Below are 12878 nucleotides of genomic sequence, written 5' to 3' on the forward strand. Positions count from 1 at the left end.
ACCTATGAATATATTACCACAAACAAACGGGATGTTTAATAAAAAACTACAAATTTCGCATTTAATCTAAATAGGGTTGTGGGCTTTGAATATTTCTTGTCGTACAGATATTCCTAATAAACAAGACTATCCCCTAATAGATAGTCTTGTTTACTCGTCATTTTCATCGGTGATATAAAATGGATATTAATGTCATTAATTCGATTCCTTGTCATTTATGTTTAACACTAAATTGCCCTCATATGTCTTTGACAACTCTTTTTTGAACCCAAACTCTAAATTGAATACGCTCTCCGCTGGAACCGGTCTACTTACCAGATATCCTTGAATACGATCACATTGGTGCTCATGAAGAAATTTTAATTGTTCTGTGGTTTCCACACCTTCTGCGACTACGATTAAATCAAGACTATGAGCCAAATCGATCATTGCCGAAAGAATAACTCGATTTCTACTATTATCGCTTAAATGATCTATAAGTGATTTATCAATCTTCATAATCTGTATCGGAAGCTGACACAAATATTTCAACGATGAATATCCTTCTCCAAAGTCATCGATAGAGATCGTAAAACCCATGCAGCGCAACTCTGTCAAGATATCGATCACCTCATCAAAATTAGTGATCGCGACACTTTCTGTTACTTCGAATTCAAAATGAACCGGGTCAATCTTTTCTTCCTCAAATATAAGGCGGACTCGTTCTAAGAAATCAGAATGCAACAATTGTGCTCCCGATATATTAATAGATACGCTCAGCGTGTTTTCAACATTCTCTTTCTTCCACTGAAGGTATTGATGGCAAACCGTGCGGATGATCCATTCCCCGATATCATTGATGATACCTGAACTTTCTGCGATGGGGATGAACTCAGCAGGAGAAATATTCCCTAATTGAGGGCTGTTCCAACGTAACAGTGCCTCAACCCCCGTCATCATATTGCGTTTTAAGTCCCATTTAGGCTGATATAGTATCAGTAATTCATCACGCTCAATAACTTTGTGAAGCAAATCTTCCAAAATCATTCGTCTTTTTCTTTCCATATTGATGGCTTCTGAGTACCAACGATAATTTCCTCTACCCAAATCTTTTACATCAAGCATAGCTGCATCGGAATGCTGCAGCAAATTCTCACTATCAGTACCATGATCCGGATATTTGCTAACTCCTATGCTAGCTGATAAAGCTACAATGTGCCCTTCTAGCTCAAATGGACCTTTAAGTGAGATTAAAATATCTCGAACCATCCTATCAGTTTGACTCTGATCATGAACATTTGAAGAAATGATACAAAATTCATCGCCACCTAGCCTACATAAGAAATCCCTCTCGCTCAAACAGCTTTGTATTTTACTCGCTGCCTCTATCAGGAGCAAATCTCCTATATGATGACCAAGTGTATCATTCACTAACTTAAAGCGATCCAAATCAATGAATAATACGACAAAGCTAGAATTATCACTCCTGCTATTCTTGATCTGGTTATCTAATTTCGTAAAGAATGCTTTACGGTTAGCCAATCCAGTCAATACGTCATGATTTGCTTGATGTACAACTTCTTTTTGCGCCTTATCCAGGGAAATCATCATCCGGTTAAAAGATTTTTCCAATTCCGTCAGTTCGTCATCACCTGACTCTAAGATCCGTAAGGAAAAGTCTTTTTCCATTTCAATATTTTTCATCCCAGTAATCGCCTTGTTCAACCTTCTAAAAATCGTTTTCTGTAGAAACAGACTGATCAGGACAAAAAAGGCTAATCCAGAAACACCAAGATATAGCAAATAAAACTGGATACTTTTCCGTGTTTGCCTCGAAAAATCTCGCGGCATGGTATATTCCAGCATAAGCGCAGGATGATTATCGATGTCCTTAATCAAAGCAAAACTGTGAATGCTTGAAGAATCGATATTTGTCCAAAAGGGCAATACCTGATCTCCAAAAGATATTGTTGTCGCTTGAGACGGAAGCGAGAAGGTTGAATTGACGACTTTATATGACACAGACGCGTCCGCTTTTTCTGATACATATCGAACGAAATCATCATCCACAAAGCGAGCAAATACCAACGTACCGTGTATAGGGCCTTCATTGTTACTTGTTAGAATCGGATAAGATGTGGCAATAATTGGTTGATTACCAATAACAAGTAAACCTTTATTTCTCGATGACGGATCAGAATGTTTAATAAAGGAACTATGCTTAAGAAATCCATTGATCAGGTTGGACGGATCATCTATCCTTTTTTTATGGATAAAATCATAGGCTTTACCAAAGTAGACTTGACTTTGATTGTTTAACAAAAGGGTCAAATTAACCCTGCTGGATTCATATAAGGAATCAGTGTAATTCACCTTTAAATAAGGATCATCTTTTGGAGGGATAATTGATCTATCTATAAAATTGTATGTATCGTCCCAGCCTGCATAATTAATTGTGATTGCACCGAGATTTTTATACTCATCAAAAAACGAGAGTAGTATCCGCTTTAATCCTTCCCTTGAGTAATTTAGTTCTAATGATTTATCGTTATTAATAAGTGCCCTCTCGGAAATTAGATAAAGGATCGAGAGCAGAATAAATGTGGTTATTCCCACATAAATTATAATTTTTTTACGAAGTGTCATTGAATGTCGACTCCCTTTAGAGCAAGCAAGGCCATCAGAGTTGAGTGTTATTTAACGGATTTTATACTTAAATTATCATCCTGTAATTCGACAACATCATGCACGTCCCCTTTTTTTAAAATGATATAATGGTAATCATTTATTTACCTGAATCCGTGACGCGACTTCTTTCAGGGGTTATAGAATCCCGTCCTTCATTGATTTGTACACAAGCTGGGAGAACAAGCTGTTCGACCACGCAAACCAATGGCGAGTGAAGTTCGTTGGATCATCTGCATGAAAGCCTTCATGCATGTAACCCGTATCCCCATCCGTTGCTTCCAGCTTCGCGAGCATAGCAAGCTTCTCTTCTTTCGTCGTAGCCGTTAGCCCCTGCATCGAGTACTTAAAAATGAGAAAGTACAATAGGCCAGGGAGAACCATGAAATAAAGCCATCGGTATTTGAAAAAGCAGCGATTTGAAACTCGCTGCTTTGTTTTATCGTTTTTGTTTGTACCATTCATGAAACAATTTCATTACCCGATTTGAGTATATCTATGGGTGTAATTTCGTTTCCTTCTTTCGATTTAATAACCCCAAATGTTTCTTCTTTGAAATTCAACATAACTGCCTTTTACTCCAGCAAACCCAAAAAGGAGCTGCTAATAAGCAACTCCTCAACTATCGGTTCCCGTTAGTAGTTTTAATTAAACAAGTGGTGCTTGAATCAATGTTGCGAAGTTAAATTCATGTATATGACCATCATTAAGTGTAGTTTGACCTGTAACAAAATGTACATGTTTTCCATTTCCTACTGAAATAGCCGGTCCCGTTCTAATTTTCTTCAGATTATGAAAATGGTTTAAGAAATCAGTTTTCGTGAGATCAATTTCATGGACATGACTTTTTCCCACCCGAATCGCTTGACCTGTAACACCTGCAAAGCGATGGTTATGTCGATCTGCGCCTTCTTCAGCCAGTTTAGTGCTACCTTCAAATTCATGTACGTGCCTTTGTGCCTGAGATGGTGTGTTCTTCTTTAACGTAGGTCTTTTCTTCTGCATCCGTTACATTACCTCCTTATGATTATGTGATTTCACAACATCCTATTAAGGCATACTTATATAAGTTCTAGGCAAATCATAAACGGTCCTAATAATATTTTTTTGTGTTTATACAAGTACATACCCGATAAGGTAAGTTTCATCTCACAACAGCATCAAGGCTTGCCAGTACAACGATGCTACCATTACTGCTTTGTTTGTTCTGTTTTACGGAACTTTAAATCTAAGCGTACTGCTCCGGTAAAGCTTTAATAATCTCTTCATATTTTAGAGCGATAGTAATTTCCAAAATATGAACTGGATTTTGATGAGCGTAGGCTAACAGCAGTTCTTTATTGAACTCATCATCGTTCATTTTCAAGCTTTTTCGGATTAACTCCATCATTGCTTTTTGACTTCTCGTATTCAATTGCTCAATTTTCTCCACAGCCAATTCAATTTCACTCTCCATAGTTACTCTCCTAAGTCAGATTCGTTTGAGTTCTAGCATAGTAATTCGGCGTTGTTCCGCGCTTTGTGGCGAGGGGCACCGTCGAATCCACTTATCAGTTTACATGTAATCCCTTCTATCATATTGGATGAAATATTGCTTCAATAAGCGTCCCTTGTCATTTAAAATTACTGCCCATTAACACAGTAGGTTGCCGATCCGTTGCTGTCGGCAGTCTCCTCAAGATGTTTATTGAGTTCTACTTTTCATTTGAATCATTCATATCATTAATAACAAAAAAAGCCGCGATTTACGCGACTTTTGTCATTGTATCTACGCTTAAAGGGTGAATACGTGATTACCAATGGTAATCTTGGCGGGTCTTTTTTTGCTCCAAGATGCCTGGGCAATATCAGGATTGTAAAAATAAAGGGCTCCAGTTGTTGGATCCAAACCATTCAAAGCGGCTTTGGCCGCGCGGTAGGCTGACAAATTTGGTTTAAGGTTAAACTGGCCATCATCAACGGCTGAAAATTGACCTGGTTGATGAATAACCTCAGTGATGGAATCAGGAAATTTTTCGGACTGCACTCGATTAAGTACGACAGCTCCCACGGCAACTTGTCCTAAAAAGGACTCCCCTCGGGCTTCGGAATGAATTATTCGCGCCATTTCGTCCAGCACCGACTGTTTGGGTGAAATCGTATTTTTTAGTTTAGACAGAGTTAAGGAATCGGCTTCACCATCAACTGACAAGCCATAGCTGGCTTGAAATTTCTTTACCGCATTCTTAGTCTGGTTACCGTAATAACCGGTAATTCCTGTGTTAAAGTAACCAAGTGCGCTTAATCGTTCTTGCAAATCCAGTACTTGGTCACTTTGTGTGCCCTGTCCTAACGATTGAGCACCGACCGGTGCGGCCATCCCCATTACACCAAGGGAACAGACACAGATAAGAGCTTGTAGTTTCTTCTTCATGTTTCAAGATAACCTCCTCTTCCTTTTACGCGCCGCACATAGCAACGAATGCAGCATTACAAATTTAAGGGTGTTGATCCGACTCAAGATGTCGTCTTACACGCTGGAATAATAGGGAACAGCACCAAGCTGTCCCTATAAACTTCGGGAGAAACCCCAATTAAGGGTCGCAAATCACAAAAAGGAGCTTTGCAAATATGCTAGCTCCATTTATCAAGATTTGCTTGCCCGCCATAAAATTGCCCATTGATTTTACCATTGATTAGTTATTTCAGTTTAGACAATAATGTTGTTGTTGTTTATCCTGTTTTACTTACTTCTTTTTTGTCTGCTGGTGACATAATTACTAACCCTCAACAATGGTGCCATTATTATTTTACTTCCGAGCTGGGCGGCTATTTTTTCTTGATTTTTTCAAGAGGATTTACATTTCCAAAAACAGGTGCGGCTCCATGACCAGATGCTGCCCAATGTACAGCGTTTGCAATGACTCTCAAAATATTTTTATCATAGAAGATGGGATAGGTTTCATGTCCTGGTTCAAAATAGAATATTTTTCCTTGTCTGCGATGATAGGCGCACCCGCTGCGGAATACTTCCCCGCCTTCGAACCAACTAATAAATACGAGTTCTTCAGGAGCAGGAATATCAAAAAACTCTCCGTATGTTTCGGATTGTGTCAATTCAAAGTATTGGCCTAGACCTTCCGTGATCGGATGCGCAGGATCTACAACCCAGATTCTTTCCTTTTCACCGCCTTCTCTCCATTTGATATTACAGCTTGTGCCCATTAATTTTCTGAATATTTTTGATCCCTGTCCTGAATGCAGCACAATGAGTCCCATCCCTTGTAATACCTTGCTATATACTTTGTCGACAATCGCATCCGCTACTTTCTCATGGGCCGTATGCGCCCACCAAATTAAGACATCGGTCCGATTCAATACTTTTTCCGTTAAGCCATGCTCCGGTTGTTCAAGTGTTGCGGTTTGAATCTCGAACCCATAAGGCTGAATACCTTGCGCAATAGCAGCATGTATGCCGTTTGGATAAATTCGGGCTGCAACCGGATTCGTCTTCTCATTTTCATACTCATTCCAAATTGTTACTTTTATCTTGTTCATCTCAAAATTTTTATTACCAAGGAATACTTTTATCAATACAGCCTCTCCCTTTTAATTTCCTGATTTTTTAAACACGGTTTTCTTACTTGTGTTAACGGAAAACTTGTTGCTATATCCATGGGAAGAATCCCACGCTAATCCTCGCGATATCCATGAATGGAATCGTTAATTGCTGCCTGTTAACAGTATAGATGTGATCAAGGAGAAGTTGTGCTACATTCAAGCCTTTTAACTATTGATAATTTTATTTCAGTTGCTCGATAATATAGTCCGCCGTTCGAATGGCCATGGCAACCGTAGTCAGTGTGGGATTGGATGCTCCGATGGGAGGCAGCATACTGTTATCGGCAACATAGAGACCGTGAACGCCATGGACTTGACCATACCGATTGCTTCCGGAGGTTGAAGGATCATCCCCCATGCGGCATGTTCCGGTTTCGTGGATGCTGCGTCCCGGAATCCAAGTGCATATGTCGGGCCGACCGTCCTTGACCAATATGGGGGCTTTCATTGCTATGGAAGCCTGATGCAGAGCCGACGCCATTTGTTGAATCACCGCTACATCCTTGTGGCTATAGGAGTAATTCACCTGCATCATCGGTACACCATACGAGTCCCTAAGGCGGGTATTCAGACTGACCCTGTTTTCAAACCGCGATTCAACTTTGCCGAAGGCGAGCATGAGGTATGTCCACATATCTTTCGCGGCAGGTTTATTTTCGTAATGATACGCAAAATATTTCCAATCTTCCGGTCCGTGCATCTGTATCATATAAGGACTGTTTTCCGCAGAAGGGACAAATAGGCCGAGCGCGCCGACCGCCTCGGGAAATTGATTGGTGCTTACAGCGCCTCTTGCCGTCACGCCGGAATGGTCCGTAAGATAATGACCGATCGCCTGTCCCTGAATTCCTGAGTTCAGCAAAATTCTCGGCGTCTCGAAAGCGCCTGTCGATAAAACGACGGTCTTCGCTTTGAGAGAATACGATTTCATCTCGGGACTCATCACCTGAATGCCAACGGCTTTTCCGTTTTCGGTGATCACCTGAACGGCCCGGGCCTTCACAGCTAAATCGAAGGGTCGTACATTCAAAGCCCTGGCAAGAAAAATGATGGAGCTGAAGACAACGTTGGAATGGAGTTCTCCATACTTCGTCAGGTTCAAATCGACAGCCATCGGAAGATAGGTCGCTTCGGAAAAGCCGCCTTCCCAAAGTCGGTTAAGCATCTTTTCCGCCAGGGAAGACCCTTTTGCATAGGCATTGTTCACGTACATCGCCTCTTCAGCGATATTGTAATATGCTTCGATTTCTTTGAGAGGAACAGGCCACGCCTAAATAATGTTCTTCCTCCTAGCGCCAAAAGCTGTCTCCACGCAGGGTATTCGGGCAAGATTTGCCCAATCAGATACGATACGCTCACATAATAATTCCAAACGCGATCTATATTCATGGTCGGAATGTTCCAAGTATGGGTCGGCAGTAAAAGATCTCCCGCTTCAATGACACCGACTCGCTTTCCATTTTGTCTCCAAATGTCGCATAATCTCCAGAGAACGGCTCCTCCCCCCGCCCCTGTTCCGACAATAAGTACATCATAATCCGTTTGCGCCATTTGATCCAAAAGCGTAAGTGGAATCCAGTGGTCCATTCTCAACCTAGGAGCATCCGGAGGACAAAAAGGAGGGATCAGCGGTCGGTTTCCGGACTCTCTATCAGCGATATAAACTCTCATGATTTCGCCCCATTTCAAAAAGAATGCATAGCATTCATATCTCACATGCTATCAAATCACTGATGAGATAGTGTTCGACATTGCGGTTAAATTGCTCTTGCACATATTTCTGATGGAGGGGATGAACCTGGTTTTAACGAAAATAACACCTTCGTTTATAATTGCCGGATTAAATGATCTGCAGTGCGAATCGCTAGAGCTACAGTAGTCAGCGTTGGATTGGCTGCTCCGAGAGAAGGCAGAACACTGTTGTCGGCGACATAGAGGCCGGAAACGCCATGGACTTGACCATACTGGTTGGTTGTTGAAGTCGCAGGATCATCCCCCATACGGCACGTTCCGGATTCATGGTAATCGCGACCCGGAAGCCAGGTACACAAGTCAAGATGACCATCCTTCACATTTAGGGGTGCTTTCATTGCCTCCGAAACCTTAATGAGAGCTGGCGCCAGTTCCTGCATCACCGCAAGGTCTCGATCGCTATAGGAGAAATTGACTTGTATCATAGGCACGCCATACTGATCCCGAAGGTGGGGATTTAAGCTGACCCTGTTTTCAAAACGCGATTCAACTTTGCCGAATGCCCACATAATGTAATTCGAGTGATCGCGTATGGGTTGTTCTACACTATATTGATACACCGATGGATAGGAGGGATACCATCCTCCATCAGCCCAAGACTGAATCTGTATCTGATAAGGACGGATCTCCTTAGATGGAACTAAAAGGGAGAGAGTGCCTGCGATCTCGGGAAAACCGCCAGTGTCGATAAGACCCTTCGCTTCTACGCCGGAATGATTCGTAAGGTAATGGCCAATCGCTTGTCCCTGAATACCTGAATTTAGCAAAATCCTCGGGCTCTCCAAAGTGCTTGTCGATAAAATGACTGACCTTGCTTTGAGAACATAGCATGTTTTGTCGGGACTTACCACCTTAACGCCAACTGCTTTCCCGTTTTCAGTAAGGACCTGAACGGCTCGGGCCCTAACCGCTAAATCATAAGCACGCAGATTCAAGGCCCTGGTTAGAAAAATTAAGGAACTGAAATAGACGTTGGAATGGAGCTCGCCATACTTCGTAGGAGTCAGATCTGCTGCCATTGGAAGATGTGTGGAGTCGGGGAAACCGCCTTGCCAAAGGCGGTTGAGCATGATTTCCTGGAGGGAACCCCCTTTTGAAACGGCATTGCTGACGTACATGGCCTGTTCCGCAATATTGTAATATTTTTCCATTTCATCGACCGGAACAGGCCAATGCACACATAGGAACTCTCCCCGTTAAAATCCAACCCCTCGCCATTCAGCCAAGTTACCCCTGTTCCGATCAAAGTGCCGTTCCTATTGTTGCCTGATGAACAAGATTGGAAGTATTCTTTTTTCCAATATTTTTCTATTCCTCTTTTCTCCAAAAATAGTGTAAGAGTTCCTTATACTGCCAATATAGTATAATTTTAAAACGCTTACACTATTTAATAAATAGAATTTCTTGCGTATTTAGTTTGAATTTTTAATATTTTCGATTTATAATCTCCCTCTCTGCGTTTTCTTTTGTAAAAATATGATATTTAGTCAAATTCTAAGCCTTTTCGAGTTCCATCAACCTTATGATGATAATATCTTTCCCAGCACTCATCATTCCTTCATATAAACCAAAAACAAAAAAAATAAAACCATCACTAGTGCGATGGTTTTACATGGTTAACTTTGAAACGTATAAATCAACGTAATCCTAAATTGCTTTAACGAGCTGCTCCCCAAAATATCGGCGTCAAGAATCGGATCGCGCAGCGTGCCGCCAAGCCTGTTGATGCTCTGCAATTCCCTAATACAGCTGGAAATCAAAAGCGGATCAACGGCCTTAATGAGCGTGTCCAACGGAAAATTCAACTGCTCAAGGAATTCCAGGATTTCATTGCCTTCACAATGGAACCAGTCATTGACGAAAAGTTTCTCCAATTCCCGGTAGAGATTAGGGGTTGCAGGGCGAAATAAGATATAGGAATTTTTTCTGCTGTAAGCAGCCTTCCGTCCAAAACAATCTCCGAATTGCTTCTAAAAAAAACAAAGGCATAATTCCCAGCCCCTGTCGGACGATTAATCGTGATCCCGTCCCTATGGATAAAATGATATCCGCAGCAATCAAATGAATCATATTGTATCTCCATAAAAAGCACGATAGGTAAGTTTTTAGCCATTATAAATGATTGTTTCCGAATGAACAAGCACTTAAAATATAATAATAAAGAAGTAAAGGAGACGAAAAAGCGATGAAAGAACAAGCAACGTTACATATATATACACAAGAGCGGGGGGCAGAATTAGGCGACTTGTTTGGCATTTTTTTCGAGGATTTGAATCATGCAGCGGACGGAGGGCTTTATGCAGAGCTCGTTCAAAACCGTTCTTTCGAATTTGACCCGATCGATCGTGCAGAGTACCATGACTTAACGGCCTGGGAGAAAGTCGAACGAGGCAACGGCACGGCAGAAATCACTGTAGAAGACAGCTATCCTTTAAACACGCGCAACCCGCATTATGTTGCCATTGATATCTTATCGGAGGGCGATGGCGTCGGGATTATGAATTTGGGATTTAATAGCGGAATTCCTGTAAAACAAGGAGAAAAATATCAGTTTTCGGTTTATGCCAGGCGGGATGCCAGTTTTGACGAGCCAGTTAAAGTAACTGTTGAGAGTGTGGATGGTACCGTTCATGCCGAAGCATCGATCACGGTACATTCATCCGAATGGGCCAAATACGAAGCGACATTTATAGCAATTGCCACAGATAACAGCAGTCGTCTTGTGATAGCTGCCAAAGGAAAAGGAAAACTTTATCTTGATATGGTATCGCTTTTTCCGGAAAAGACATATCATAACCGGCCAAACGGCATGCGGGAAGACATTGCAACGCTGCTCGCGGACTTGAAGCCGAAGTTTATGCGTTTCCCTGGCGGCTGTCTGATCCATGACGGTTCTTTAAATCCTGATGATAGAGATTCGATGTACCGATGGAAAAACACATTAGGCGATATTGCGCAAAGACCGGCGAGACGAAACAATTGGAGCTACAATCAGACATTAGGTTTGGGTTATTATGAATACTTTCTATTCTGTGAGGATATTGGCGCAAAACCGATTCCAATCCTGCCGGGCGGATATGACCCGCATCATAAACGTATCGTACCCCTTGAGGAACTGGGTCCCTGGATTGATGACGCGCTGGATTTGATCGAATTTGCGGTCGGCGACCCTTCAACACGGTGGGGGGCAATACGAGCTGAACTGGGTCACCCAGAACCGTTTGGCCTGGAATATATCGGCATCGGAAACGAAGAAGTGGGAGAACCGTTTTTTGAGCGTTATCCTTATTTCCACAGAGCAATCAAAGAGAAATACCCTGACATCAAAGTCATCAATTCTAGTGGTCCCTTTGCAGCTGGAGGGGAATATGAGCGCGGCTGGAATTCCGCAAAAGAACATAAATCGGATCTTGTGGACGAGCACTATTATCAATCGCCGGAATGGTTTCTGGCAAATTATAACCGATACGATTCATTTAAAGCCGATGAGCCAAAAGTCTTTTTGGGCGAATATGCTTCATGGGGAAACACGTATTATAACGCACTTGTAGAAGCTGCTTTTATGACGGGCTTAGAAAAAAATGCCCATGCGGTTGGATTGGCATGTTATGCGCCGATGCTTTGCAATGTCGATTATGTCAACTGGAAACCGGACATGATTTGGTTCAACAATCACGAAGTATTCGGAACGCCAAACTACTATGTGCAAAAGCTGTTTATGCATCACCAGGGAGATGACATTTTAAAAATTGATGCAAATGGATTTGAGAAAAAACAGGAAAAAACGATAAAGCCGATTAACGGCGCATTTGCGCTTGGGACAGACCGTTGTTCCATTCAATTTTGGGATATTCAGATTGTTAACAATGATACTGGAGAAGTGCAAGATTTGAACATCTCGTCTGCTGAGCTTTCAGATACGCAGGAGGATCGTCTGGCCGGAACGGCAAAGCAAACGCTGGAACTGGGAGAAACCGATTGGGAGAACTATACGCTGAGTCTGAAAGCAAGGAAAATCAGCGGGCCAAAAGGTTTCAATCTATATTTTGGAAAACGTGACGATAACAATCAGTTGATCTGGGAAATTGGTGGGTGGCAGAACCAGGATTCCATGCTGTGCTCCAGCGTGAATGGCAGGACCTCTTGCCTGACTCAAAGCATATTTAATTTGGATCCCGACATTGAATACGAATTTACATTAGAAGTGTCCGGAAGACAGCTCCGTACCTACATCGACAACGTGTTATTCAATGAAACGGAAGACAAGCTTCCGGTAATCGAACCTTTGTACTATTCAGCAAGTTTCGAACGTTCCACAGGGGATATCATCGTCAAGGTTGTAAATGTGCAGGAGAATAGCGTTCATGCACAGGTTGTTTTGGCGGATTTGCAAAAAACGTCTTTGACAGCTGATATATACGAGATGTCCAGCCATGCGCTGGATGACGAAAATAGTTTTTCGTCGCCTGAGCGGGTGTTGCCGAAACAGAAGAAATTCAGTGCAGAAGGCTGCAGTTTTTCTTACGATTTTCCAAAGCATTCGATTACTATATTTAGAATAAATAAGTGAAGTGAAAGTGAAGATGTGATAATGAAGAGTTTTACGAAAAACAAGAAATCTCAAACGATGATCAATGACATGATCGAAGGCGAGATCAGGAGTATGCCACGTTAATCCGGTACTGCAGCCAGACCAGATCGACGAGTATTTAAGCGGAAAATAGACCTATGGGTCTAAACAGTTTGAGCCCGGTAATTAACCGGGCTCAAACTGTTTAGACGGTTATTTCGATCATTTTCATCTTATCAATAAGTTAAAAAACGTTTCGCCGTTAATGAACGTATAATCGCTACCGACCACA

Annotated in this window: 10 protein-coding genes and 1 pseudogene; 1 reads left to right on the forward strand and 10 read right to left on the reverse strand. The window is 42.0% G+C overall.

The window, feature by feature from the left end:
- Positions 1 to 195: 195 nt before the first annotated feature.
- The 10 genes and pseudogenes from AC58P7_RS18755 to AC58P7_RS18800 form a co-directional block, all read right to left on the reverse strand.
- Positions 196 to 2625: an EAL domain-containing protein gene (locus AC58P7_RS18755; RefSeq protein WP_497345470.1), complete on the reverse strand. Its 2430-nt coding sequence runs from the start codon at positions 2623 to 2625 to the stop codon at positions 196 to 198.
- 177 nt (positions 2626 to 2802) lie between these two features.
- Positions 2803 to 3006: pseudogene (locus AC58P7_RS18760) on the reverse strand (glycoside hydrolase family 125 protein); the annotation flags it as partial.
- Positions 3007 to 3312: 306 nt separating this feature from the next.
- Complete coding sequence (locus tag AC58P7_RS18765) at positions 3313 to 3669, reverse strand: YmaF family protein (protein ID WP_497345472.1); 357 nt, start codon at positions 3667 to 3669, stop codon at positions 3313 to 3315.
- Positions 3670 to 3892: 223 nt separating this feature from the next.
- Positions 3893 to 4120 carry a hypothetical protein gene (locus tag AC58P7_RS18770; RefSeq protein ID WP_377526855.1) on the reverse strand — a complete coding sequence of 76 codons (228 nt, stop codon included), beginning with the start codon at positions 4118 to 4120 and terminating at the stop codon, positions 3893 to 3895.
- 318 nt (positions 4121 to 4438) lie between these two features.
- Positions 4439 to 5077, reverse strand: a complete 639-nt coding sequence (locus AC58P7_RS18775) for a cell wall hydrolase (protein WP_497345474.1) — start codon at positions 5075 to 5077, stop codon at positions 4439 to 4441.
- A 395-nt stretch (positions 5078 to 5472) separates the two neighbouring features.
- Positions 5473 to 6201, reverse strand: a complete 729-nt coding sequence (locus AC58P7_RS18780; protein WP_497345503.1) for a ThuA domain-containing protein — start codon at positions 6199 to 6201, stop codon at positions 5473 to 5475.
- A gap of 244 nt (positions 6202 to 6445) precedes the next feature.
- A complete protein-coding gene (locus AC58P7_RS18785; RefSeq protein WP_497345476.1) occupies positions 6446 to 7429 on the reverse strand; it encodes a GMC oxidoreductase in 984 nt (327 codons plus the stop codon).
- 38 nt (positions 7430 to 7467) lie between these two features.
- Positions 7468 to 7935, reverse strand: coding sequence for a hypothetical protein (locus AC58P7_RS18790; protein WP_497345478.1), 468 nt, complete (start codon positions 7933 to 7935; stop codon positions 7468 to 7470).
- Positions 7936 to 8090: 155 nt separating this feature from the next.
- Positions 8091 to 9194: a GMC oxidoreductase gene (locus AC58P7_RS18795; RefSeq protein WP_497345480.1), complete on the reverse strand. Its 1104-nt coding sequence runs from the start codon at positions 9192 to 9194 to the stop codon at positions 8091 to 8093.
- Between the two features lie 438 nt (positions 9195 to 9632).
- The gene (locus tag AC58P7_RS18800) at positions 9633 to 9890 is read right to left on the reverse strand and encodes a hypothetical protein (protein WP_497345481.1); all 258 of its coding nucleotides are present in this window, start codon (positions 9888 to 9890) and stop codon (positions 9633 to 9635) included.
- A 311-nt stretch (positions 9891 to 10201) separates the two neighbouring features.
- On the opposite strand from AC58P7_RS18800, the gene AC58P7_RS18805 reads away from it, so the two are divergent.
- Positions 10202 to 12586 carry an alpha-L-arabinofuranosidase family protein gene (locus AC58P7_RS18805; RefSeq protein ID WP_497345483.1) on the forward strand — a complete coding sequence of 795 codons (2385 nt, stop codon included), beginning with the start codon at positions 10202 to 10204 and terminating at the stop codon, positions 12584 to 12586.
- Positions 12587 to 12878 lie beyond the last annotated feature (292 nt).

This window comes from Paenibacillus sp. J22FR5 (assembly GCF_059691975.1).

Excerpts from the sequence above, each read along its gene's own strand:
- AC58P7_RS18765 (WP_497345472.1), bottom strand. The coding sequence starts at position 3,669 with ATGCAGAAGAAAAGACCTACGTTAAAGAAGAACACACCATCTCAGGCA.
- AC58P7_RS18785 (WP_497345476.1), bottom strand. The coding sequence starts at position 7,429 with ATGCTTAACCGACTTTGGGAAGGCGGCTTTTCCGAAGCGACCTATCTT.
- AC58P7_RS18780 (WP_497345503.1), bottom strand. The coding sequence starts at position 6,201 with ATGAACAAGATAAAAGTAACAATTTGGAATGAGTATGAAAATGAGAAG.
- AC58P7_RS18790 (WP_497345478.1), bottom strand. The coding sequence starts at position 7,935 with ATGAGAGTTTATATCGCTGATAGAGAGTCCGGAAACCGACCGCTGATC.
- AC58P7_RS18755 (WP_497345470.1), bottom strand. The coding sequence starts at position 2,625 with ATGACACTTCGTAAAAAAATTATAATTTATGTGGGAATAACCACATTT.
- AC58P7_RS18805 (WP_497345483.1), top strand. The coding sequence starts at position 10,202 with ATGAAAGAACAAGCAACGTTACATATATATACACAAGAGCGGGGGGCA.
- AC58P7_RS18770 (WP_377526855.1), bottom strand. The coding sequence starts at position 4,120 with ATGGAGAGTGAAATTGAATTGGCTGTGGAGAAAATTGAGCAATTGAAT.
- AC58P7_RS18775 (WP_497345474.1), bottom strand. The coding sequence starts at position 5,077 with ATGAAGAAGAAACTACAAGCTCTTATCTGTGTCTGTTCCCTTGGTGTA.